We start from the raw sequence: 23,355 nt of genomic DNA, 5'->3' as shown, positions 1-23,355 counted from the left end.
GTAATCGCGCCTGCCGCGAACGCGGTACAAAGTTGTACCGCCGGTGTCAGCGGGCCTCCTGGCTGGGCTGGACGACCTCGCGGATGATCAGCTGGACGCCGGCCACCATCGGGATCGCGACCAGCGCGCCCACCACGCCGAACAGGGCCACACCGAGCAGCGCGGCGACCACGGCGGCGACGTCGCTGACCTTGACCGAGCGCCGCATGACGTTCGGATAGATCACGTAGTTCTCCACCTGCTGGTAGATGATGAAGAACACGATGCAGACGATGCCCGCGGTCAGCGACGAGGCGAAACCGACCAGGCTCACGATGATCGCGCCCAGGGTGGCGCCGATCTGCGGGATGAGGTCACAGACGGCGACCACCACGGCCAGGGCGAACGGATAGCCGAGCCCCAGGATCACGGCCAGCAGCCAGCTGCTGGCGCCGGCCAGCACGGCGATCGAGATGGCGCCCACCATGTACGCGCCGACCTTGGTCAGGATCTCGTCCGTCAGCAACCGCACCCGCACCCGGCGCGAGGCCGGGACCAGCGAGTACGCCGTCTCGCGCATCCGGTCGAACGACGCCATGAAGTAGATCGTGAGCACCAGCACGGTGAGCACGTTGAACAGCGTGCCCGCGATCATCCGGCCCGCGCCGACCACGCCGCCGAGCGCGTTGGTGACCGTGCCCGCGTTGAGCGCCGTGCTCACCCGGTCGACGATGTCGTAGCGCTGGACCAGCTCGTTGACGGTCTCGTTGCGCTGGAGCTGCTGGATGTAGTCGGGCACGTTCTCGGCCAGCTGGGTGGTCTGGCTCACCAGCGGCGGGATCAGGGCGATGATGCCGCCGGCGATGAGGCCGACAACGGCCAGCGCGACGATCGTCACGGCCAGGCCGCGGGGCAGGCCCCACTTGCGCAGCCGGGTGACCGCCGGGTTGAGCCCGATGGCCAGGAACAGCGCGATGAAGATCAGCACCAGGATGGACGCGGCGTTGCGGATGCCCAGGAAGATCGCCCAGGCCAGCAGCACGCCGAACCCGCCGAGCAGGCCCATCATGAACGGGTTGCGCTTGTCCAGGGGCGGCCCCGGCCGCCCGAAGCGGTGCTCGGGGATCTCGGGCTCGACGGGCTCCGCCGGCTCGGTGTCTTGGGCCACCCGGTTCCTCCACTGTGGTGGGTGAGCCGGGTCTTACCAACTTGCCGGCCGCACGTGTCTCGGCCGCGACGTTATCGCTGCGCCGCAACGACCGCTACGCGCGGGGACGTGAGGGCAGGCACATCCGCTCGGCCGGCCGGCGCTATTCGGCGTCCGCGCCGACCCTCGTGGCCGGCGGGACGGTGACCTTGGCCGATGCCGTCACCTTGCCGGGGGCCTGAGTCTCGGCCGCATGGGCGCCGGTCGGGCCGCCGGAGGGCGCGCTGCCGGTGGGCGCGGCACCGGTGGACGCGCTGCCGGTGGGCACGGCGCCGGTGGGCGCTTCGGCCGCGTGGGATCCGACCGGTCCGCCCGCGACGGATTTCTCGGGCTCGGGCTCATCGTCGTCGGAGGACGAGCCGGCCGCGGCCAGCACCGCGGCGGCGGCCAGCTCGGCCACCCGCTTCGCCTCTTTCTGCACCTGGCGGCGGACGTCGGCCGCGTGCCGCTCGGCCGCCTCGCCCGCCTTCTTGGCGTCGGCCACCCGCTTGAGCTCGGCCTCGAGCTCCTGGCGGGCCTCGGCCAGGCTCTGGTGCACCTTGTCGGCCTCCTGCGCGCCGGCCCGGGCCCGCTCCTGGGCGGCGGCCAGCTCGCGCTCGGCCTCGGTCACCTTGGCCTTGGCCGTCTCGAGCTCGCGGCCGGCCTCGGCGATCTTCTCCTGCTGGGCCGCGATCTCGTTGCGGACCGCGGTGGCCTGCTCGTCGGAGCGGCGCAGCACGTCCTCGGCGTATTTGTCGGCCTCGCTGCGCAGGTCGGCGCACTGCTTCTCGACGGCCGTGCGGGTCTGGGTCAGCTCCTGGGCGACGGCCGCGCGCTTCTGGCCCAGCTCGTTGTCGAGCGCGGCCCGCTGCTCGGTGGCCTGCCGCTCGGCCGCGGCCCGCTGCGCGTTGATCTCCTGCTGGGTCTTGTCGCGCAGCGCCTTGATCTCCTGGTCGGCCTGCATGCGCGTCGACTGGGCGTACCCGTCGGCCTCGGTCCGGACGCGGTGGGCCTGCTGCGCGGTCTGCTCGGTGTGCTGCTGGGCCTCGGCCCGGGCCCGGGTCAGCGTCGTCTCGGCCTCGGCCCGCATCTGCTCGGCGCTCTGCCGGGCGGCGGCCAGCGCCTTCTCCGTCGCGAGGCGCTTGGCCGCGTCGGCCCGCTCCTCCTCGGCGCGGCGGGCGGCCAGCGCGATCTCGAAGTCACGGATGCCGTTGTGCGCGTGGGCCTCGGCCTCGGCCCGCACCCGCTCGGCCTCGGCCAGCCGGGCCGCGATGTCGTCGGTGGCCGACTGCTTGATCGCCTCGGCCTGCTCCTCGGCCAGCGCCAGGATCTGCTCGACCCGGGGACCGAGGTGGCGGAACGAGGCCTCCGGGCTCAGGCCGCCCTGGCGGCGCGCCTGCACCGCCTCCTGCTGGAGCCGCTCGATCTGGGCGGACATGGCCTGGATCTGGGTGTACGCCTGCTCGCGCTCGGCCGCCAACGCGGCGATCTCGTTCTCGGCCCGGGCGACGTACCGCTCGACCTGCTTCTTCTCATAACCGCGGAGGGCGGTCTCGAAGCTGGGTTCGGTAGCCGCGTCAGAGCCGAGACCGAAGATTTCGCCGTGCGACATGCTGTCCATCCTCACATACGCATCGTTCGGCCTTGGGGGGATACACACCCACCTGGCCGGAGTATGCGTCTAGTTGTGATTTGTCTTAGCCGACTGGCAAAGCAGACTACGCGCGAGAACGAGTGAGGCCGTACCGGAGCAACTCCGATACGGCCCGCGTCGATCTTGAAGAAGTCACCCACCGGCCGGCTCCCACCGTTGCGCACCCGCGCAAGGCGCGCAACCGGTGGGGTCCTGGGAAAGGGCTGAGGACTTAGTTGCTCTTGGCCGGCTCCGGCGTGGCCTCGGCCTCCGCCTCCTGCGGCGTTTCCGCAGCTCGCGGCGTCTCCGCGGCCCGTTGCGCCGGGGCGGCCTCCTTGGCCGCGGCCGCGGCGGCGGCCACCGCAGCCGCGGCCGCGGGAGCGGCGGCAGCGGGCGCGGCCTCGGCCGGCTTGGCCCCGCCGACGCCCGGCACCAGGCCGGACAGGCCCGAGAGCATCTGGCCGAGCTGGTTGGTGACCGCGTCCTTCTGACGGGTCAGGTCTTCGACCTCGCGCTTGGCGGCCTGCGTGGTGAGCTCGGCCTCGGTGCGCGCCTCGCTGAGCAGGCGCTGCGACTCGGCGCGGGCCTCGCTCACCGTCTTCTCCGACAGGGCGCGCGCCTTTTCGGTGGTCTCGGCGGCGTTGCGCTCGGACTCGACGCGGCGCTGCTCGGCGCGCTGCTCGATCTCCTTGGCCCTGTCCTCGGCGGCGCGGGCCCGCTCCTCGGCCTCGGCCACCATCTTCTGCGTGGCGCTGACCTGGGCCGCGTGCCGCTGCGACTCCTCGCGCTCGGCCTTCTCGCGCCGCTCGGCGATCTCGAGCGCGAGTGCCTGGAGATCTTTGTCACGCTTGTCGCGCGCGTCGGTCAGCAGCTTGGTCGCCTCGGCCCGCTTCTCCTCGGCCTCGCGCGACGTCTTGGCCCGCAGCTGGGTGATCTCGCGCTCGGCCGTGGCGCGCAGCGACGCGACCTCCCGCTCGACGGTCGACTTGAGCTCGGCCACCTCGTGCGCGGTGACCGTGCGCAGCTGCTTGGTCTCGCGGTCGGCGTCGGAGCGCAGCGTGTCGGCCTCGCGGCGGGCCTGCACCCGGGCCTCGGCGGCCTCGCGCTCGGCGTGGGTGCGCACCTGGCCGGCCTCGCGCTCGGCGGTCGCCTTCATCGCGGCGGCCTCGGCCCGCGCCTTGTCGGTGATCTCCCGTGCCTCGAGGCGCGCCGCGGAGAGGATGCCCTCGGACTCTCGCTTGGCCTCGCTACGGTGATCGTTCGCCTGCTCCTCGGCCAGCCGCAGGATCTGCTCGACCCGGGTGCCCAGCCCGGAGAGCGTCGGCCGGTTGTTCTCTTCCAGCAGTTTGTTGCTGTCGGCGAGCTTCTGCTCGAGCGCGACCAGCCGCTGCTCGGCCTGGCGCAGACGGCGCTGCGCGTCGTTCATCCGCTGCTCGGCCTCGGCTCCGGCCTGCGTGGACTGGTTGATGGCGGCGACCAGCCGGCCGAGGTGGGCGTCCACCTGCCCGCGGTCATAACCACGCAGCACCACCGTGAAGTCGTGCTGGGAGTTCGCGCCGTCGAAGAATGCCAAGTTTTGATCCTGCTGCTGGGGCATTGGGCCATCCTGGCGAAGACACCCCGGCCACGCAAGAGCGGGCGGGCATCGGAAAGGACACGTTAGATCACCTTTGAGCTGCCCGAAACCCACCCGTTCGGTGTGGGCTCCGCTGCTCATCCGCGATGCGGGAGAGTCCCGTCCGTGTCCTTCCGATCCTGCCAGGCGGAGGCGTCGACGTCAGGATGATTCATCCGAAGGGCTGACAGGCTGGACCAACTCCACCAAAACACCTCCGGCGTCCTTGGGGTGCACGAAGTTGATCAGCGACCCGGCCGTGCCGCGTTTCGGGGTGTCGTAGAGCAGCCGCAGCCCGCGGGCCCGCAGCGCGGCCGAGGCCGCCTCGACGTCGGCCACCGTGTAGGCCAGCTGTTGCAGACCGGGACCGCTGCGGTCGAGGAACTTGGCGATGGCCGAGTCGGGCCGGGCCGGCGCCAGCAGCTGGAGCCGCGGGCCGCTGCCGTCGCCCACGGCGAGCATGGCCTCCCGTACGCCTTGCTCCTCGTTGGTCTCTTCGTGCACGGAGCGCAAGCCGAAGGTCTCGGCGTAGAAGACGAGGGCCTCGTCGAGATCGGCGACGGCGATGCCGACGTGGTCGATTCGGAGCAGTCCGACGTCCGGCAATGTGAGATTCTCGGCCCCGGCGACACTGGGTGGAAGAGATGTCATTCTATTAGTGTTGCCTGAACGCACGTTCAGCCGCCTTCTCCAGATGGGAACAATGACGTGACCAGCTCGGTGATCGTGAGTGGGGCCCGGACGCCGATGGGGCGTCTGCTCGGCAACCTCAAGAGCGTACCGGCCACGGCCCTCGGCGGCGCCGCCATCGAGGCCGCCCTCCACCGCGGCGGCGTGCGCCCCGACCAGGTGCAATACGTGATCATGGGTCAGGTCCTCCAGGCCGGCGCCGGTCAGATCACGGCCCGCCAGGCCGCGGTGGCCGCCGGCATCCCGATGACCACCCCCGCGGTCACGGTGAACAAGGTGTGCCTGTCCGGCCTCGACGCGATCGCCCTGGCCGACCAGCTCATCCGGGCCGGCGAGTTCGACATCGTGGTGGCCGGCGGCATGGAGTCGATGACCAACGCGCCCCACCTGCTGATGAACCAGCGCCAGGGCACCAAGTTCGGCGACGTCCTCGTGCGCGACCACACGGCGTACGACGGCCTCGTCGATCCCTGGGAGGGCATCTCGATGGGCGAGTCGACCGAGCGGAGCGGCGTGAAGCTCGGCATCACCCGCGCCGAGCAGGACGCCTTCGCCGCGCAGAGCCACCAGCGGGCCGCCGCCGCCCAGCGTGAGGGCCGCTTCGCCGAGGAGATCGTCGCGGTCAAGACCGGCAAGCGCTCCGGCGACGAGTTCGTCGAGGTCGACGAGGGCGTGCGCCCCGACGCCACGGCCGAGTCGCTCGCCCAGCTCCGCCCGGCCTTCGCCGCCGGCGGCACGATCACCGCCGGCAGCGCGTCGCCGATCTCCGACGGGGCCGCCGCCGTCGTCGTGATGAGCAAGGCCAAGGCCGAGGAGCTCGGCCTGCGCTGGCTGGCCGAGATCACCGCGCACGGCAACGTGGCCGGCCCCGACAGCTCGCTGCAGTCCCAGCCGGCCAACGCGATCAGGCACGCCCTCGACAAGGCGCGCCTCACGGTCGACGATCTGTCCCTGATCGAGATCAACGAGGCCTTCGCCCAGGTGGTCATCCAGTCGACGCGTGAGCTCAAGGTCGACGACGAGATCGTGAACGTCAACGGCGGCGCCATCGCGCTCGGCCACCCGATCGGCATGTCCGGCGCCCGCCTGGTGCTCACGCTCGCCCTCGAGCTGCGCCGGCGGGGCGGCGGCTACGGCGCGGCCGGCCTGTGCGGCGGCGGTGGCCAGGGCGACGCGCTGATCATCAAGGTGGCGCCTTGAGCAGATCCCGTGACGTCCCCACCCTGGTCGCCAGGGCGCGCGAGGGGGACCCGCGGTCGGTGGCCCGGCTGATCAGCCTGGTCGAGAACGGCGATCCGGCGCTGCCCGACGTGGCGGCGGCGCTGGCGCCGTACGCCGGTCATGCCCAGATCCTGGGTCTGACCGGCTCGCCCGGCGTGGGCAAGTCCACCACGACGAACGAGCTGGTGCGCGCGCTGCGCAAGGCCGGGCGCCGGGTCGGCGTGCTCGCGGTCGATCCGTCGAGCCCGTTCACCGGCGGCGCCATCCTGGGCGACCGGGTGCGCATGCAGGAGCACACGACCGATCCGGGTGTCTACATCCGCTCGATGTCGAGCCGTGGCCAGCTGGGCGGCCTGTCGGCCGCGACCCCGCAGGCCGTACGGGTCCTGGAGGGCGCCGGCTGCGAGGTGATCCTGGTCGAGACGGTCGGCGTGGGCCAGGCCGAGGTGGAGATCGCCTCGCTGGCCGACACCACGCTGGTGCTGCTCGCCCCCGGCATGGGCGACGCGATCCAGGCGGTCAAGGCCGGGGTGCTCGAGATCGCCGACATCTTCGTGATCAACAAGGCCGACCGCCCCGGCGCCGACGCGACGTACCGGGACATCCAGGGCATGCTGGGTCTGGGTGAGCGAGGTCCGGGGGAGTGGCGGCCCCAGGTGGTGAAGGCGACGGCGGTCAAGGCCGAGGGCGTGGAGGACGTGCTGGCGGCCGTCGAGAAGCACCATGACTGGCTTGCGAAGACGGGCAATCTTTCCGTACGGCGTGAGCGCCGTGCCGCCGTCGAGGTGGAGGCGATCGCGTTGGGGACGCTCCGGTCCCGCATCGGCAGCCTGCGGGAGGGGACAGCGCTCACCGCGCTGGCCGCCGCGGTGGCGGCCGGTGAGCTTGATCCCTATGCGGCCGCCGATGAGCTGATCAAGGGCCTCTGAGCTTCGTCGGGCCTTGCTGTTCCCTGCGGCCCTTGCCGTCGGCTGCCGCCTTTGCTTGTCCGCTGCCGCCTTTGCTGTCCGCTGCCGCCTTTGCTGTCCGAAACGGCACTCGCGGACGGCGTGGCGGCTCGCCCGTGCGCCCGATGTCATCCCGATTTTTCCGGCATACGCTGAATTGGTCAGCGCCGGAAAGGATAGCGGACATGACCAGTCACAAGGGCAGCAGCCGGGGTGCAGCATGATTGCGCCGATCACCTTCCCCCGCGTCACCGGAACCACGGCCACCTATCTGCACCCGCTCCTGCAGAGCGCCGCGTTGCAGCAGAGCTCGCGCGTGGCCGACACGCAGCCCCGGACGACCGCCCCCACCCAGGAGATGCCGGCGATCCCGGCGGTAACGCAGGTGGACCGGACGGCGGCCTACTCGGCCGGCCTGGCCCGCGACGCGACGGTGGCCGCGAACTCGGTGAAGGCGACGGCAAAGGTGGCGCCCGCGGTCGACGGCACCGATCCGGGCACGATGCTGGCCCGGCAGATCGTCATGGAGCGCGCTTCCAGCCAGGTCGGGGTCCTGCTCAGCCGGGCGGCCGGGGAGCGCCGGGTGGCGCTGATGAGTGGGGTGCCCGCTTCACGCCTGGCCGACCTGAACACGACGACGTCCCGTCTCTACCACGCCCTGGACTTGACGGCGTAGGTCCGAGCCCCGAGCTTCGAGCTCCGAGCCGGCGGGCGACTGGGGGCCGGTTGCCGCCCGGTTTGTCCCGCCGGCTGGCTTGTGTTGTTGGCCGGCGGTGGTTCTGTCGGCTGGCTCGTGTTGTTGGCCGGCGGTGATTCTGTCGGCTGGCTTGTGTTGGTGGCGGGTTCTGTCGGCCGGTTAGTCGTCGGCCGGCTCGTCTGCGTGCCAGCTCGTTTCGGCCTTAGCACAAACGTGCGCGGTCGCTTGGTTGTCCACAGATCGTGCGCTGTCCACAGGCCAAGCGCACGATCTTCGTGATGTCGCGAGAATGGATGCGGGGCGGCTCCCCCTAGGGAGGGCGGGCGCGCGCGGGCGAGCGATTGCTGCGATGGGGCAATCGCTGTGTGGCGGGTGCTGCGAACGTGCAGGCGGTGCGAGGGCGCGGGCGCTGCGGGCGGGCGCTGCGCCAAGCGACGGGCGCCGTAGGTGGGCTTGGTGCCACCACGAAAGAGGTGGGCGCTGCGGGGTGGGTGCTGCTAACGCGCAGGCGGTGCGCGGGCGCGGGCGCTGAGGGCGGGCGCCGAGGGCGGGCGCTGCGGGGTGGGCATGGTGCCCCCACGAAGAGGTGGGCGCTGCAGGGTGGGCTTGGTGCCACCGCGAAGAGGTGGACGCCCCAGGTGGGCTCGGTGCCGCCGCGAAAAGAGGTAAGCGCCGCGGGATGGGCCTGATCTCGCTCTGAAAGAGGCGGCCGTGCTCGGTGCCACCGCGAAGCGGGCGGGCCGCCACGCCAACTCCGCGAAAGCGCTCCCGAGCAGTCGCCGCGCACGATCGGGCTCCGTGAGCCAGAGGGCCGGCCCTTCACGCGCTGGGCGGGAAACGCTCCAACGTCTCGGCGATCAATTCGGCGCTCCACGTCAGTGTGCCCTCAGCCAGGTCCGCTATGACTCCTCGGAGCCAATTCAGCTCCGCCTCGAGCATGGCGACCCGGTACTCGTCCTCGATCAGGAACAAGCGCGGTAGGCCTCCCGGCGCCTGCGCCCTGATGGCCGCCACCTTCTCGGTCAGCGCCTCCCTCCGCCTCTCCAGCAACTCCCGCACCTCGGCCGGGGGCAGGACTGGCAGGAACGCCAGGGCGGCCGGGAACTCGGGGAACTCGCGCGCGGGGGCCGGCAGCATTCCGGTCAGCCAGCGGCGCATGGTGGCCGTGCCGGCTTCGGTGATCTCGTAGATCGTGCGCTCGGGGCGGCCGGCCTCCCGTGCCGTTCCTCCGGGCCGGGCCAGGCCGTCTCGGACCAGGCGGTCCAGGGCCTGGTAGACGCTGTTGCGCTGGGCCACGTTGACCAACTGGTCCTGGCCTCTTTCTTTGATCATCTGCTGCATCCGGTACGGGTGCATGGGCGCCTCCATGAGCAGCGCCAGCAGCACCATGCCCAGCGTGGACCGGCGCGGTTCGGAGGTGGCCACCTGAGCAGACTACGGGGTTGACGATTAATAGTCATGGTATGCATAGTCAGAGCATGACTAAAGGAGAAGTGGTGATCGCTGGCGGCGGCGTCGCCGGTACGGTGGCCGCGCTGGCCCTGGAGCGGGCCGGGTGGCAACCGCGCGTCTTCGAGGCGTACCCCGAGGGCGCGGACGAGAAGGGCGCCTGGCTCACCGTGGCCGTCAACGGGCTCGCGGCCCTCCGTGAGCTCGGCGAGGATCCGGCCGAGATCCTGGCCGCCGGGTTCGCGACGCCGCGGCTGGCCATGAGCAACGCCAAGGGGCGGCGGCTGGCCGAGGTGCCGCTGGGTGGGCCCATGCCGGACGGCACCGTCACGACGACGATCAAGCGGGCCGATCTGTACGCGGCGCTGCGGCGGGCCGCCGAGCGGCGCGGCATTCCGATCGAGCACGGCAAGCGCCTGACCGGGTTCGCCGAAGAGGCGGGCGGGGTGACCGTCGGCTTCGCCGATGGCACCGAGACGAGGGGTGATCTTCTGGTCGGCGCCGACGGGCTGCGGTCGCGGACCCGGGAGCTGCTCAACCCGGGCGGGCCGAAGCCGCGCTATCTCGGGCTGCTCAATGCCGGTGGCTTCACCGACCGGGCCGTCGACGCCCCGGTGGACCGGACGCCGGGGATGATGCACATGGCCTTCGGGCGGCGGGCCTTCTTCGGGTGGGGTGTCGCGCCCGACGGGCGTGTCTGGTGGTTCGCCAATCCGCCCCGGGCGACGCCGGTCGAGCCGGGGGAGTTCACCCCGCAGCGGTGGCGCGAGCATCTGATCGAGCTCTTCGCGGGTGACGATCTGCCGGCCGCGGCGATCATCCGGGCCACCGACGAGGCGCTCGGGCCGTGGAACACCGATGACCTGCCGCGGGTGCCGGTGTGGCACAGCGACCGTGTGGTGCTCGTGGGCGACGCCGCCCACGCGGTGTCGCCGTCGTCGGGGCAGGGGGCGTCGATGGCGATCGAGGACGCGGTGGCGCTCGGGAGCAGTGATTCGCTGGCCGGCTACGAGCGGCGCCGTCGTGCGCGTGTCGAGCGCGTGGTGGCGTACGGCAAGCGGAGTGGCAGTTCGAAAACGGCGGGGCCGATCGGGGCGGCGGTCCGGGACGCCATGTTCCCACTGGTGATGAAGATGCTGTACCGCAAGGGCGATCCGCAGGCCTGGATCTTCGATCGAAAGGAGCCTTAGGGATCGTTCAGTTCTACCCCTAGGATGGGCGCATGGACGCAGCCGACATCGAGGCCGGACGCGAGCGCTGGCAGCGGCGCTACGACGCCGCCCGCAAGAGCGACGCTGACTTCACCACACTGTCCGGCGCCACGGTCGACCCCGTCTACGGGCCGCCGGCCGGCGCCGCCTATCCCGGGTTCGACCGCATCGGCTGGCCGGGCGAGTTCCCGTACACCCGGGGCCTTTATCCGACCGGCTATCGCGGGCGCACCTGGACGATCCGGCAGTTCGCCGGCTTCGGCAACGCCCAGCAGACCAACGAGCGCTACAAGATGATCCTGGCCGCCGGTGGGGGCGGGCTCAGCGTCGCGTTCGACATGCCGACGCTGATGGGCCGCGACTCCGACGATCCGCAGTCGCTCGGCGAGGTCGGGCACTGCGGGGTGGCGATCGACTCCGCGGCCGACATGGACGTGCTCTTCGACGGCATCGACCTCGAGAAGACCACCACCAGCATGACGATCTCCGGACCGGCCGTGCCGATCTTCTGCATGTATCTGGTGGCGGCCGAGCGGCAGGGCGCCGACATCCACAAGCTCGACGGCACGCTGCAGACCGACATCTTCAAGGAGTACATCGCGCAGAAGGAGTGGCTCTTCCAGCCCGAGCCGCATCTGCGCCTGATCGGCGATCTGATGGAGTACTGCGCCCGCGAGATCCCCAAATACAAGCCGTTGTCGGTCAGCGGCTACCACATCCGCGAGGCCGGCTCGACGGCCGCGCAGGAGTTGGCGTACACGCTGGCCGACGGCTTCGGCTACGTCGAGCTCGGGCTCAGCCGCGGGCTCGACGTCAACCAGTTCGCGCCCGGCCTGAGCTTCTTCTTCGACGCGCACATCGACTTCTTCGAGGAGATCGCCAAGTTCCGCGCCGCCCGCCGCATCTGGGCCCGCCACCTGCGCGACGACTACGGCGCGACCAGTGAGAAAGCGTTGTGGCTGAAGTTCCACACGCAGACGGCGGGCGTTTCCCTGACGGCACAACAGCCGGTCAACAACGTCGTCCGTACGGCTGTGGAGGCGCTGGCCGCGGTGCTAGGCGGCACGAACTCGCTGCACACCAACGCGCTCGACGAGACTCTCGCGCTGCCCACCGACGAGTCGGCCGAGATCGCCCTGCGGACGCAACAGGTCCTCATGGAGGAGACCGGGGTGATCAACGTGGCCGATCCGCTCGGCGGCTCGTGGTACCTCGAGGAGCTGACCGACCGCATCGAGGCCGAGGCCGAGGAGATCTTCGCCCGCATCCGTGAGCTCGGCCACGACGGGAGCATCACGGCGGGCATCCTGCGCGGCATCGAGGACGGCTGGTTCACGGCCAACATCGCCGAGGCGGCCTTCGTCTATCAGCAGGCGCTGGAGAAGAACGAGAAGCGCATCGTCGGCGTCAACGCGCACACCGGCACGGTGGCCAAGGAGCTGGAGATCCTCCGGGTCTCCCACGAGGTCGAGGTGGTGCAGAAGCGCGAGCTGGGTGACCGAAAGGCCGGGCGTGACGCCGTACGGCTGAAGGAAGCCCTCGACCGCATGCTGGCCGCGGCCCGCAGCGGGGAGAACATGATTCCGGCCATGCTCGACGCGGCGCGGGCCGAGGCGAGCCTCGGGGAGATCTGCGAGGTGCTCAAACAGGAGTGGGGCATCTACCGGGAGCCGGCGCGATTCTGAAGACCGCTGAGGAGTACGCCGAGATAGCGCTCCGAAGCGTCGTCGGCGCCGGTGCGGACCGCGTGCTGCACCCCGCACATGAGCCGGCGCAGGTCGTCGCCGGTGATGCCGGGACGGACCGCGCCCGCGGCCCTGGCCCTCTCGAGCACGGCGCCGAACGCCTCGAACAGTTCGGCGCCCAGCTCGATCGTCTCGTCGCAGGCGAAGCTCGGCCGGGACAGCACGGCCGCCAGGGCCGGGTCGGCCAGCATCAACCGGAGCCCGGCCCGCATGATCCGGGCGAAGCCGGCCGCCGCGTCGGGGTCGCGCTCGGCGGCGCGGGCGTCGGCGACCAGCGCGGCGAAGCTCTCCGCGGCGAGCGCCTCGAGCAGCACCTGATGGGTCTCGAAGTGCCGGTAGGCAGTGCCGACGCCCACGCCCGCCTGTTTGGCGATGGCGTTCATCGGCAGGTCGGTGTCGCCCGCCCGCAGCCGCTCGCGGGCGACCGAGAGCATCAGCTCACGCACCCGGGCCGAGTCGGCCCGGAGCTTCTCGGGATTCAGCGACGGCATTCTAAAAGGATAACTCATCCGTTATGCTGTGACGTCCGATATCAGGCCCGCCGCGGCGCGGCGGAGCGCCTTGTCAGCGTGCGAGACTAGGTAACCATGAGCGACCCACGGACCACTCCGTCGATCTTCACCCGCGGCGCGGTCGATCTCAGCGCGCTGCGCGCGCCCTCTCCGGCGCCGAGCCGCCCCGCCGCCGCCCCCGCCGACCCGCAGGCGGCCGCGCACGGCGGACCGCCTCCCGGAGCCATCCCGGGCGGCCTGCCCGGCGGCGCCGGCCCCGAGACGATCATCGACGTCACCGAGGCCAACTTCCAGTCGGCCGTCCTCGAGCGCTCGCTCGCGACGCCGGTCATCCTCGACTTCTGGGCCGACTGGTGCGAGCCCTGCAAGCAGCTGTCCCCGATCCTGGAGCGGCTCGCCCAGGCCGGCGGCGGCTCGTGGGTGCTCGGCAAGGTCGATGTGGACGCCAACCCGCGGCTCGCTCAGGCGCTGCGCGTGCAGGGCATCCCGATGGTGGTCGCGGTGGTCGGCGGCCAGCTCGTCGAGGGCTTCACCGGCGTGCTGCCCGAGTCCCAGGTCAAGCAATATGTCGACGCGGTGCTCAAGGCCGGCGGCGTGGCCGTCGAGGCGCCCGAGGACCCGCGGCTCGACGCGGCCGACGACGCCCTGATGACCGGCGACCTCGACGAGGCCGAGGCGGCGTACAAGAAGATCCTGGCCGAGACCCCGCAGGACGCCGCCGCCGAGTCCGGCCTGGCCCAGGTCGAGCTCTACCGCCGCATCCAGGGCGCCGACCCGGCGACCGCGCTGGCCAAGGCCGACGCCGACCGCGACGACGTCGAGGCCCAGCGCCTGGCGGCCGACATCGAGGTGCTCAGCGGCCAGGCCGACAAGGCCTACGCGCGCCTGGTCGCCCTGGTCAAGCGCACGGCGGGCGACGACCGCGACGCCGTTCGCAAACACCTGCTGTCGCTGTTCAGCGTGGCCGGCCCCGACGATCCCGCGGTGGCCGGCGCCCGGCGCGCCCTGGCCAGCGCCCTCTTCTAGGCAGGGAGCCGCTCCGTGCGCCGCATCGCTGTCCTCGACGCACCGTCCAACCTCGGTCTGCGCCCGCCGACTGAGACGTCGGTGCCGGGCTGCGCCAAGGCGCCCGGAGCGCTCCGCGACAAGGGCCTGATCACCAAGCTGGGCGCCCGCGACGCGGGCTGCCTGACCCCGCCGCGATACGACCCGGGCGACTGGCGGCCCGGCGACGGCGTGGCCCACGCCCAGCAGATCGCGGCCTATTCGAGGGCCCTGGCCGACCGCATCGGGGCGATCCTCGACGCCGGCGAGTTCCCGGTGGTCCTGGGCGGCGACTGCTCGATCCTGCTGGGCTCGGGCGTGGCCATGCACCGCCTGGGCGAGGCGGTCGGTGGCCGCATCGGCCTGGTCTTCGTGGACGGTCATTCCGACTTCCGCCACCCCGGAAACGCCTCGTACGTGGGGGCGGCCGCCGGTGAGGACCTGGCCCTGGTGACCGGCCGGGGCCAGGCCGACCTGGCCGCGATCGAGAGCCGTCGTCCGTACTTCCGGGACGTGGACGTGGTGGTGCTGGGCATCCGGGCCCAGGACGAATATCGCCTGGACCTCCAGGCGGCCGGCATCGTGACCCGTCCGGTGCCGGCCCTGAGGGCCGAGGGCGCGGCCCGCAGCGCCCAGTGGGCCCGCGACCAGCTGGTCGACTGCGCGGGCTACTGGGTCCACGTGGACGTGGACGTCCTCGACCCGGCGGTGATGCCGGCGGTGGACGCGCCGTCCCCCGGGGGCATCGCGTTCCCCGAGCTGGAGATCCTGCTGTCGGGCCTGGTGGAGTCGCCGCACTGCCTGGGCGTGGAGATCACGGTCTTCGACCCCGACTACGACCCGGACGGCCGCTACGCCACCGAGATCACCGCCGCGGTGGTGGCGGGCCTGGAGGTGGCGCACAACGTGACGCCACGCCCCGACCTGATAGCGGCCCGGGCCGACATGGCTTCCTCGCCGGAGGACGAGGCGTGGACACACCGGCGGGCCGCGGCCGCGGCCGAGAGCGTGACGTTGGCCGCCGCCGGCATGTCCGCCGGTCCCGACGAGGCCCTGGCGGAGACGGCGGTCCCCGCCACGACGATCCTGTCCGTGGAGGAGGGCGACGCGACCCCGCCGCTGCCACGGGACCCCGACCAGGAAGTCCCGGACGAGACCGGCGGTGACGACGACCCGCCGGACGCCGACGAGCCGGCCGAGCCCGCCAACCCCGAGCCCACCGATTCCACCGAGCCGGCCGAGCCGGCCGAGCCGGCCGAGCCGGCCGAGCCGGCCGAGCCGGCCGAGCCGGTCAATGGTGAGCCCGCGATCCTTGCTGAGCCCACCGAGGCAACCGACGCCGAGCCGGTCGACGCCGCCGAATCCGACGACCTGGAGCCGGAGCCGGAGCCGGCCGGAGTCCGCTTGGTGCCGCGCCCGCTCGGCCAGGCGCCACTGCTCGACTCCGACCCGTTGCCGGCCACGCGCCCCGGCATGCTGCGCCCCCGGTCGGCCGAGGAGCCGGCTCCCGACAACTTCTCGCTGCCGGCCCAGCGGCCAGCCTTCGAGCTGGGCCTGGAGCCGGGCCCCACCAAGCCCGCCGACATCGCCTGACGTCGATCCAGGGGGCTACTTCGCCAGGGCTCGCAGGAAACGGTCGACCGCCGGCACCGCGGCCTCGGAGCCCGCTCCGCCCTTCTGGATCATGACGGCGAAGGCCACGTCGCCCTGGTAGCCGATGAACCACGAGTGGGTGTCCTCGGTGCCCTCGTCGAACTCCGCCGTTCCGGTCTTTCCGTGGACCGGGCCTCCCGGAGTGGCCTTCAGGGCTGTACCCGTTCCGCCCGTCACCACCTCGCGCATCATCTGGCGCAACGCGGTCACCGCGGCCTCGTCCAGCTTGGGGCCGTCGGCGACAGGGGCCGCCGGCGCGGGGTCGGTGATCAGTTTGGGCTGCTTGAACTGGCCCCGGGCGATCGCCGCGGTCGCGCCGGCCATCGCCACCGGGCTCACCGCCGTCGCGCCCTGACCGAAGGTGGCCGCGGCCAGCTCGGTCGGCGTCGCGGCCGGTGACACCTTGCCGCTGAACGACTCCACTCCCAGGTCCCACTTGCCGCCCAGGCCCAGGTCCGCGGCCGCCTTCTGAAGGCCCTCGGCGCCGAGCTTCGGGGCCAGGGCCACGAAGGCCGTGTTGCACGACTTGGCGAAGTCGACGTGGAACGGGACGGTGCCCAGCACCTCGCCGTCGGCGTTCTTGAATTCGCGTCCGGCCACTGTCGCCTTGGCCGGGCACGCCACCGCCGTGTTGGCCGTCACCGCTTTGCGCTGCAACAAGCCGTACGCGGAAACGGCCTTGAACGTCGAACCCGGCGGGACCTGGCCGGTGAGGGCCGTGTCGACCGTGCCGCCATCGGGGCCGTTGGCGACCGCCAGGACCGCGCCGTCGCTGACCTTGATCGCGACCAGCGAGCTGGGCTGCTTGATCGACGCGAGGGCGGCGTCGGCCGCCAGCTGGGTCTTCACGTCCAGTGTCGTCTTTATCGGTTTCCCGTCGACCGGCTTCGACGTGAAGACGGCCGTGTCCTTGGGGGTGTCGTCGGACTCCGACGTGGGACGGCTGACGACTACCGACAGGCCCGCCTTTCCGCGCAGCGTGGCGTCGTACTTCTCCTGCAGGCCGCCGTGGCCGACGATGTCGCCCTGCGCGACCGTCTGCGGGTTCTTGTCGATGTCGTCGCGGGTCGCCTCGTCGGCCGTGCCCAGCAGGGCGCGGGCGAAGGCCCTGGTCGGGGCCAGGTCGCGGGTCGCCTCCTGGAACTGGGTGCCCTTGAGGGGGCGGACCTCGTTGCGGATCTTGAGGTAGTCGGGGCGGCGGAGCGTGACCACGTCGACGAAGGCGCCGGGGTCGCTGTTCTTCACGCGGGTGGCCAGGTCGGCCATGTTCACCGTGACGCCGACCTTGGCCAGGGCGGTGGTCAGGTCTTTCTGGAGCTTGGCCATGTCGGTGATGTTCTGCGGGACCACGCCGATGGTCACCACCTCGCGGGCGGTGACGATGGGCTGGCCGGCCGCGTCGAGCACGCTGGCCCGCTTCGAGGCGATCCGGCGGAGCTGGAGCTTGTCGCCGGCGACGAGGTCGCTCTGCACCAGCGCCGGCTCCCAGATCACCGACCAGCCGTCGGTGTTCCTCTTGGTGAGGCGGACCGTGCTCTCGTACGACCATGTGACGTCGCCGGGCAGCTTCCACTCGACCTTGATCGGCTGGGTGGCGTCGTCGCCGGTGGTCTTGGCGTCGCCCGTCGTGGCGACCGTCAGCGGCTGTTTGGCCAGCTCGCCGGTGAGCTCCTTGAGCTGGGCCTGCACGTCGGCCGAGGCCAGCTTGCCGCCGGCCGCGCTGACGAAGCCGACCTTGCCGAGGTCGTTGCCACGCCAGCCGGTCAGGAAGTCGTCGACGGTGCCGTCGGGCCCGTCGCCGGAGCATCCGGCGAGCAGGCCGGTGGCCAGAGCCAGGGCGGCAACGGTGGCGGCGAACCGGCGCATGGCCACACCTTTCCGGGGGTATGAGACAAACCCAAAGGATCAGACGTGACGGTAGTCAACCGATGCCCGTCCCGTTGACCCGCACAAGGTGAGAAAGGTCAAAATCGCCGCCGATCGGACCGTTCACACCGCGAGTGTGATCGTCGCCTCCGGCGCGTTCTAGGCTGTCCTCGACACGTTCGAACCCACAGTGTGGTGGGTGAGGGGAGCGCCAGACCATGGCTGTCGCCGACGAGGCCGCAACCGAAACCGAAGCCGATCTGGACTATGCCGCCGGACCAGGGCTGGCCCTGACGGGCCGCCTCGGCGCCTCCGCCGAGGAGGGCGAGCTCGACGAGCCGCTGCCCAACGGGGAGCGGTTGGTGGCCCAGGCCGTCGAGGTTGCGGGCAGCGATCATGCAACCGCCCAGCTCGTGGGCCGCTTCTGGCGGTTCGCACCCGACGAGGAGCTGGTCGGGTTCACGCCGCAGGAGATGTACGACGCGGCGGTCGCTCATCGCGAGCTCGCCCGCACGAGGTTGCCGGGCGAGCTGAAACTGGCCATCACGCCGCCGGCCGGGTCGCAGTGCCACACGGTGGTGCAGATCGTCACCGACGACATGCCGTTCCTGGTCGACTCGGTGATCGCGCTGCTGTCGGCCCACCAGTTGCAGGTGCACCTGCTGGTGCACCCGTTGATCGTGGTGCGGCGGGAGCCGCTGGGCGCGCTGGCCGAGCTGGCGGCCGACGTCGAGCCCGACGACGCGATCGAGGGCGACCTGGTCGAGAGCTGGATCCGGATCGAGATCGACCCGATCCGCAGTGAGGACACCCGCGAGCAGTTGCACAACGAGGTCCGCCGGGTGCTGACCGACGTGCGCGACGCGGTCGAGGACTGGCCGCGGATGCGCCAGCGGGCCATAGTGATCGCCGACGAGCTGGCCACCGCGCGCGGCTCCGAGGGCAAGCTGCCGGTGCCCGACAAGGACGTCACCGACTCGATCGAGCTGCTCAAGTGGCTGGCCCACGACCATTTCACGTTCCTGGGCTACCGGGAGTACAGGCTCGACGGCGACGTGCTGGGCGCCGTTCCCGGCACCGGGCTGGGCATCCTGCGCGGCGACAGCAAGCCTCGCAAGCTCTCGTCGATGACCCCCGAGGCGTACAAGAGGGCCCTGGAGAAAAGGCTCCTGGTCATCACCAAGGCCAACTCCCGGGCCACCGTCCACCGCTCGGCCTACCTCGACTACATCAGCTTCAAGATGTTCGACTCGTCCGGCGAGGTGATCGGCGAGCGGCGCTTCCTGGGCCTGTTCAGCTCGTCGGCCTATCGGACCAGCGTCCGCGAGCTGCCGGTGGTCAAGCGCAAGGTCATGGAGGTGCTCGACCGCTCGGGCCTCTCGCCGCGCGGCCACTCGGGCAAGGACCTGCTGCAGATCCTCGAGACGTACCCGCGGGACGAGCTCTTCCAGATCAAGACCGATGACCTGTACGAGGCCGTGATCGGTGTCCTGCGGATGGCGGGCCGCCGGCAGCTGCGGCTGTTCCTGCGGCGCGACGGCTACGGCCGGTTCATCTCGTGCCTGGTCTACATGCCGCGCGACCGGTTCACCACCGGCAACCGCCTACACATGCAGGAGATCCTGCTCCGCGAGCTGAACGGCGTCGGTCTCGACTACACGACACGGGTCACCGAGCGGATGCTGGCCCGCGTCCACTTCATCGTGCGCACCGACCCGGCCGACCCGCCGGGCAAGGTCGACCCCAACGCGCTGGCCGAGATGCTGGCCGACGCCACCCGCATGTGGGACGACGACTTCTCCCTGGTGCTCGAGCGCAAGCTCGGCGAGGAGGCGGCGCGCGAGCTGTTCACCCGCTACTCGACGGCCTATCCGGACAGCTACAAGGACGGCCACACGCCGTACGAGGGCATGCAGGACCTGGCCAAGCTCGAGCTCCTCGAGGAGGAGGGCCAGCTCGAGATGCACCTGTACCGCAAGCGGCGGACGGGACGCACCGGCGAGATCGAGCCCGACGACCACGACGTGCGGTTCAAGGTGTACCGCTACGGCGAGCCGATGCTGCTCTCGGCGGTGCTGCCGGTGCTGCACTCGCTCGGCGTGCAGGTGGTCGACGAGCGGCCGTACGAGATCCGGCGCAGCGACGGCACGATCTACCTCTACGACTTCGGGTTGCGCCCGCCGGCCGCGCATCGCGAGCTGGCCGAGGTGCGGCCGCAGGTGGAGAACGCCTTCGCGGCCGCCTGGCGGGGCGAGGCCGAAGTGGACGGCTTCAACGAGCTGGTGCTGCGGGCCGGGCTCACCTGGCGTCAGGTGGTGGTGCTGAGGGCGTACGCCAAATATCAGCGCCAGACCGGAAGCGTCTTCTCCCAGCGTTACCTGGAATCGACGTTCATCGCCTACCCGGAGATCGCCCGCCTGCTGGTGCGGCTGTTCGAGACGCGGTTCTCGCCGCGCCTGGAGGCCGGCGAGCAGCAGCGCTCGCGGCTCGCGGGTGAGCTGGTCGACCGGATCACCGCGCTGCTCGACGACGTGGACAGCCTCGACCAGGACAGGATCCTGCGGTCCTACCTGACGCTGATCCAGGCCACGCTGCGCACCAGCTTCTTCCAGCGCGGAGCGGACGGGCGGCCGAAGTCGTACGTGGCCTTCAAGCTCGATCCGCAGGCGATCCCCGACCTGCCCCAGCCGCGCCCCAAGTACGAGATCTTCGTGTACTCGCCCCGGTTCGAGGGCGTCCACCTGCGGTTCGGCGCCGTCGCCCGCGGTGGCCTGCGCTGGTCGGACCGGCGCGAGGACTTCCGCACGGAGGTGCTCGGCCTGGTCAAGGCGCAGATGGTGAAGAACGCGGTGATCGTGCCGGTCGGCGCCAAGGGCGGCTTCGTGCTCAAGCAGAAGCCGGGTGACCGCGACGAGGCGGTGGAGTGCTACAAGCGCTTCATCACGGCCCTGCTCGACGTCACCGACAACATCCACAGTGGCAAGATCGTGCCGCCACGCGACGTGGTCCGGCACGACGGCGACGACCCGTACCTGGTGGTGGCGGCCGACAAGGGCACGGCGACGTTCTCGGACATCGCCAACGAGATCTCGGTCGGCAAGGACTTCTGGATGGGCGACGCCTTCGCGAGCGGCGGCTCGGCCGGCTACGACCACAAGAAGATGGGCATCACGGCCCGGGGCGCGTGGGAGTCGGTGAAGAAGCACTTCCGCGATCTCGGCGTCGACACCCAGACGCAGGACTTCACGGTGGTCGGCGTGGGCGACATGAGCGGCGACGTCTTCGGCAACGGCATGTTGCTCTCTTCTCATATCCGCCTGGTCGCCGCCTTCGACCATCGGCACATCTTCCTCGACCCCACGCCCGACGCGGCCACGTCCTTCGAGGAACGCCGGCGGTTGTTCGACCTGCCGCGTTCGTCCTGGGACGACTACGACAAGTCGCTCATCTCGCAGGGTGGGGGCATCTATCCCCGTACGGCCAAATCGATCCCGGTCTCGCCGGAGGTCCGCGCCGCCCTCGACCTGGGCGACGCCACGGCGGTCAGCCCGGTCGAGCTGATGCGGGCCATCCTGCGCGCGCCGGTCGACCTGCTCTGGAACGGCGGCATCGGCACGTACGTCAAGGCGGCCTCCGAAACGCACGCGGACGTCGGCGACAAGGGCAACGACGCCATCCGCGTCAACGGCGGCCAGCTGCGCTGCCGCGTCGTCGGCGAGGGCGGCAACCTGGGCCTGACCCAGCGCGGCCGCATCGAGTTCGCCCGCACCGGCGGCCGCATCTACACCGACTTCATCGACAACACGGCCGGTGTGGACTGCTCCGACCACGAGGTCAACATCAAGATCCTGCTGGGCGGCGCGGTCACCGAGGGCGAGCTGAGCCTGCCCGAGCGGGACGAGCTGCTGGCGGCCATGACCGACGAGGTCGCGGCGCTGGTGCTGCGCGACAACTACGAGCAGGCGCAGGCCCTGGGCAACGCCCGCTCGCAGGCGCACTCGCTGCTGCCGGTGCACCGGCGCATGCTGACCTGGCTGGAGGAGAGCGGGCAGCTCAACCGCGAGCTCGAGGCCCTGCCGACCGACGCCGAGCTGGCCACCCGCTACGAGAACGGCGAGGGCCTGACGGCTCCGGAGTTCGCGGTTCTTCTGGCGTACGTCAAGATCGCCGCGGAACGGGAAGTCCTGGCCGACGAGCTGGTCGACGAGCCGTGGACGGCCTCCGTCCTGTCCGGATATTTCCCGACGCCGCTGCGGGAACGCTTCGCCACCCGGATGACCGGCCACCGGCTGCGCCGCGAGATCATCACGACCGTCCTGGTCAACGAGGTGGTCAACCGGGGCGGCACGTCGTTCATCTTCCGCGCCATGGAGGAGAGCGGCGCCTCGGCGGCCGACGTCATCCGGGCCTACGTGGTCATCCGCGACACGTACGGGCTGGCCGGCATCTGGGCCGACGCCGAGGCCCTGGACAACCAGGTGCCGACGCCGGCACAGACGCTGGTCTTCCTGGAGTCGCGCCGCCTGCTCGACCGGGCGGTCCGCTGGCTGGTCAGCACGAGGCGCTCGCCGATCGACGTGGCGGGCGAGGTGGCCCGCCTGCGGCACGGCGTGCAGGACCTGATGCCGAGGATGTCGGCGGTGCTCAAGGGCAACGAGCGCCTGTCGATGGACGAGCACATCGCGTGGCTGGTCGACAAGGGCGTGCCGATGGAGCTGGCCGAGCGGGTGACGCTGGTCAACTACGGTTTCGGCCTGCTCGACATTCTGGAGACGGGAGTGGCCACGGGCCGCGACGTGGACGAGGTGGCGCCGGTCTACTTCGCCCTGTCCGAGCGGTTCCACATCGACCAGTTGCTGTCGCACATCTCGAAGCTGCCACGAGGCGACCGGTGGCAGACGCTGGCCCGGATGGCGTTGCGCTACGACTTGTACGCGGCGCTGGCGGCCCTGACGGCGGAGGTCCTGCAGTCGACCCCGGCGGAGGGGTCGGCCGAGGACCGCGTCTCCGAATGGGAACGCGTCAATGCAGCCTCCATCGCCCGGGCGGCCAACGCCATGGGCAACGTGGGCGACACCCCGGCCGAGCTGGCGGCGCTGTCGGTCCTGCTCCGCCAGATCAGAACCTTGGTCAAGACCTCGTCGGCGTCCTGATCCGTTGCCGGTCCGGCTCCGCTGAAGGGCCGGGCCGGCTTCGCTCAGGAGCCGGCCCTCCGGAGGACGGCCTCGGTGCCCGCGATCAACACCGACAGGCCGTGCTCGAACGACTCGTCCGGCCGGCTGTGGTCACCGGCTCGGAGGGCCGCGGCCAGGGTGGGTAGCTGGGCCAGGACGGCCAGTTCGGCTTCGGTCGGTGGTACGACGGCGGCCTGCTCCTGAAGCACGAAGCCGTTCGTGTAATCGGCCACGGTCATGATCGTCCGAAGGGCGACGGCCGGGCTGAACCCGAGCCGGACCATGGCGGCGAGCTCCTCCTCGAAGCCGAGCAGGGCGTCCGGGGCCCTCCGGGCCGAGGTGATGAGCCGGGCGCCGTCGCGATGTGCGAGAAGCGATGCGCGGTACGCCCGTGCGCGCCGCCGAAGCCAGTCCGGCCACGCTTCGCCCTCGTGGGGCGGCCCCATGCCGGCGGCCTGGATGACGGCGCTGGCCATCCCGTCGAGCAGATCCTGCTTGGTCTTGAAGTGCCAGTAGAGCGCCGGCGACTGCACGTCGAGCGCCGAGGCGAGCTTGCGCACGGTCAGCCCGTCCAGCCCGACTTCGTTCAGCAGTCTGAGCCCCGCTTCAATCAGAACCTCCCGCGACAGCCCCTTCACCGTTCCCCCTTGCGCCGGCCTTGCACCGTTCCGCCCTTGCGCCGGCGTTCCACCGTTCCGCCCTTGCGCCGGCGTTCCACCGTTCCGCCCTTGCG

Annotated in this window: 15 protein-coding genes and 1 pseudogene; 8 read left to right on the top strand and 8 right to left on the bottom strand. The window is 71.2% G+C overall.

Annotated elements, in window-relative coordinates:
• Positions 1 to 46: 46 nt before the first annotated feature.
• From ACQP2X_RS43890 to mce, 4 genes are all read right to left on the bottom strand, one after another.
• The gene (locus tag ACQP2X_RS43890; RefSeq protein ID WP_498692037.1) at positions 47 to 1,147 is read right to left on the bottom strand and encodes an AI-2E family transporter; all 1,101 of its coding nucleotides are present in this window, start codon (positions 1,145 to 1,147) and stop codon (positions 47 to 49) included.
• Between the two features lie 142 nt (positions 1,148 to 1,289).
• Positions 1,290 to 2,777, bottom strand: a complete 1,488-nt coding sequence (locus ACQP2X_RS43885) for a coiled-coil domain-containing protein (RefSeq protein WP_498692036.1) — start codon at positions 2,775 to 2,777, stop codon at positions 1,290 to 1,292.
• Positions 2,778 to 3,030: 253 nt separating this feature from the next.
• Positions 3,031 to 4,395: a DivIVA domain-containing protein gene (locus tag ACQP2X_RS43880; RefSeq protein ID WP_498692035.1), complete on the bottom strand. Its 1,365-nt coding sequence runs from the start codon at positions 4,393 to 4,395 to the stop codon at positions 3,031 to 3,033.
• Positions 4,396 to 4,575: 180 nt separating this feature from the next.
• A complete protein-coding gene (gene mce, locus ACQP2X_RS43875) occupies positions 4,576 to 5,064 on the bottom strand; it encodes a methylmalonyl-CoA epimerase (RefSeq protein ID WP_498692034.1) in 489 nt (162 codons plus the stop codon).
• Between the two features lie 96 nt (positions 5,065 to 5,160).
• Here mce and ACQP2X_RS43870 point away from each other — a divergent pair, with 96 nt between their 5' ends.
• The 3 genes from ACQP2X_RS43870 to ACQP2X_RS43860 all read left to right on the top strand — a co-directional run bounded on the left by ACQP2X_RS43870 (position 5,161) and on the right by ACQP2X_RS43860 (position 7,947).
• The gene (locus tag ACQP2X_RS43870; RefSeq protein ID WP_498701229.1) at positions 5,161 to 6,303 is read left to right on the top strand and encodes an acetyl-CoA C-acetyltransferase; all 1,143 of its coding nucleotides are present in this window, start codon (positions 5,161 to 5,163) and stop codon (positions 6,301 to 6,303) included.
• The gene (meaB, locus tag ACQP2X_RS43865) at positions 6,300 to 7,253 is read left to right on the top strand and encodes a methylmalonyl Co-A mutase-associated GTPase MeaB (protein WP_498692033.1); all 954 of its coding nucleotides are present in this window, start codon (positions 6,300 to 6,302) and stop codon (positions 7,251 to 7,253) included. Before ACQP2X_RS43870 ends, meaB begins: the two co-directional genes overlap by 4 nt.
• 238 nt (positions 7,254 to 7,491) lie before the next feature.
• Positions 7,492 to 7,947, top strand: a complete 456-nt coding sequence (locus ACQP2X_RS43860) for a hypothetical protein (RefSeq protein ID WP_498692032.1) — start codon at positions 7,492 to 7,494, stop codon at positions 7,945 to 7,947.
• A gap of 840 nt (positions 7,948 to 8,787) precedes the next feature.
• Here the strand turns inward: ACQP2X_RS43860 and ACQP2X_RS43855 are convergent.
• Complete coding sequence (locus ACQP2X_RS43855; protein ID WP_498692031.1) at positions 8,788 to 9,393, bottom strand: PadR family transcriptional regulator; 606 nt, start codon at positions 9,391 to 9,393, stop codon at positions 8,788 to 8,790.
• 53 nt (positions 9,394 to 9,446) lie between these two features.
• On the opposite strand from ACQP2X_RS43855, the gene ACQP2X_RS43850 reads away from it, so the two are divergent.
• Together ACQP2X_RS43850 and icmA are read left to right on the top strand one after the other, a co-directional pair.
• Complete coding sequence (locus tag ACQP2X_RS43850) at positions 9,447 to 10,607, top strand: FAD-dependent oxidoreductase (protein ID WP_498692030.1); 1,161 nt, start codon at positions 9,447 to 9,449, stop codon at positions 10,605 to 10,607.
• 32 nt (positions 10,608 to 10,639) lie between these two features.
• Complete coding sequence (gene icmA, locus ACQP2X_RS43845) at positions 10,640 to 12,313, top strand: coenzyme B12-dependent isobutyryl-CoA mutase large subunit (RefSeq protein ID WP_498692029.1); 1,674 nt, start codon at positions 10,640 to 10,642, stop codon at positions 12,311 to 12,313.
• Here icmA and ACQP2X_RS43840 read toward each other — a convergent pair.
• Positions 12,289 to 12,864 (bottom strand): TetR/AcrR family transcriptional regulator, encoded by a 576-nt coding sequence (locus ACQP2X_RS43840; protein ID WP_498692028.1) that lies wholly within the window; start codon positions 12,862 to 12,864, stop codon positions 12,289 to 12,291. The two genes, icmA and ACQP2X_RS43840, sit on opposite strands and share 25 nt — an antisense overlap.
• A 96-nt stretch (positions 12,865 to 12,960) precedes the next feature.
• Here ACQP2X_RS43840 and ACQP2X_RS43835 point away from each other — a divergent pair, with 96 nt between their 5' ends.
• Both ACQP2X_RS43835 and ACQP2X_RS43830 read left to right on the top strand, forming a co-directional pair.
• Positions 12,961 to 13,911, top strand: coding sequence for a tetratricopeptide repeat protein (locus tag ACQP2X_RS43835; protein ID WP_498692027.1), 951 nt, complete (start codon positions 12,961 to 12,963; stop codon positions 13,909 to 13,911).
• 15 nt (positions 13,912 to 13,926) lie between these two features.
• A pseudogene (locus tag ACQP2X_RS43830) lies at positions 13,927 to 14,820 on the top strand (arginase family protein); the annotation flags it as partial.
• A 717-nt stretch (positions 14,821 to 15,537) separates the two neighbouring features.
• Here ACQP2X_RS43830 and ACQP2X_RS43825 read toward each other — a convergent pair.
• Positions 15,538 to 17,448: a penicillin-binding transpeptidase domain-containing protein gene (locus ACQP2X_RS43825; RefSeq protein ID WP_498692026.1), complete on the bottom strand. Its 1,911-nt coding sequence runs from the start codon at positions 17,446 to 17,448 to the stop codon at positions 15,538 to 15,540.
• A gap of 218 nt (positions 17,449 to 17,666) precedes the next feature.
• Here ACQP2X_RS43825 and ACQP2X_RS43820 point away from each other — a divergent pair, with 218 nt between their 5' ends.
• The gene (locus ACQP2X_RS43820) at positions 17,667 to 22,601 is read left to right on the top strand and encodes an NAD-glutamate dehydrogenase (protein WP_498692025.1); all 4,935 of its coding nucleotides are present in this window, start codon (positions 17,667 to 17,669) and stop codon (positions 22,599 to 22,601) included.
• Positions 22,602 to 22,645: 44 nt separating this feature from the next.
• Here ACQP2X_RS43820 and ACQP2X_RS43815 read toward each other — a convergent pair whose 3' ends face one another.
• A complete protein-coding gene (locus tag ACQP2X_RS43815) occupies positions 22,646 to 23,260 on the bottom strand; it encodes a TetR/AcrR family transcriptional regulator C-terminal domain-containing protein (RefSeq protein ID WP_498692024.1) in 615 nt (204 codons plus the stop codon).
• Positions 23,261 to 23,355: the final 95 nt, after the last annotated feature.

This window comes from Actinoplanes sp. CA-131856, from assembly GCF_050956135.1.
Taxonomy (GTDB): Bacteria; Actinomycetota; Actinomycetes; order Mycobacteriales; family Micromonosporaceae; genus Actinoplanes.
Note: the sequence above shows the minus strand (reverse complement) of the source record. Positions and strands in the feature narration are given on the sequence as shown.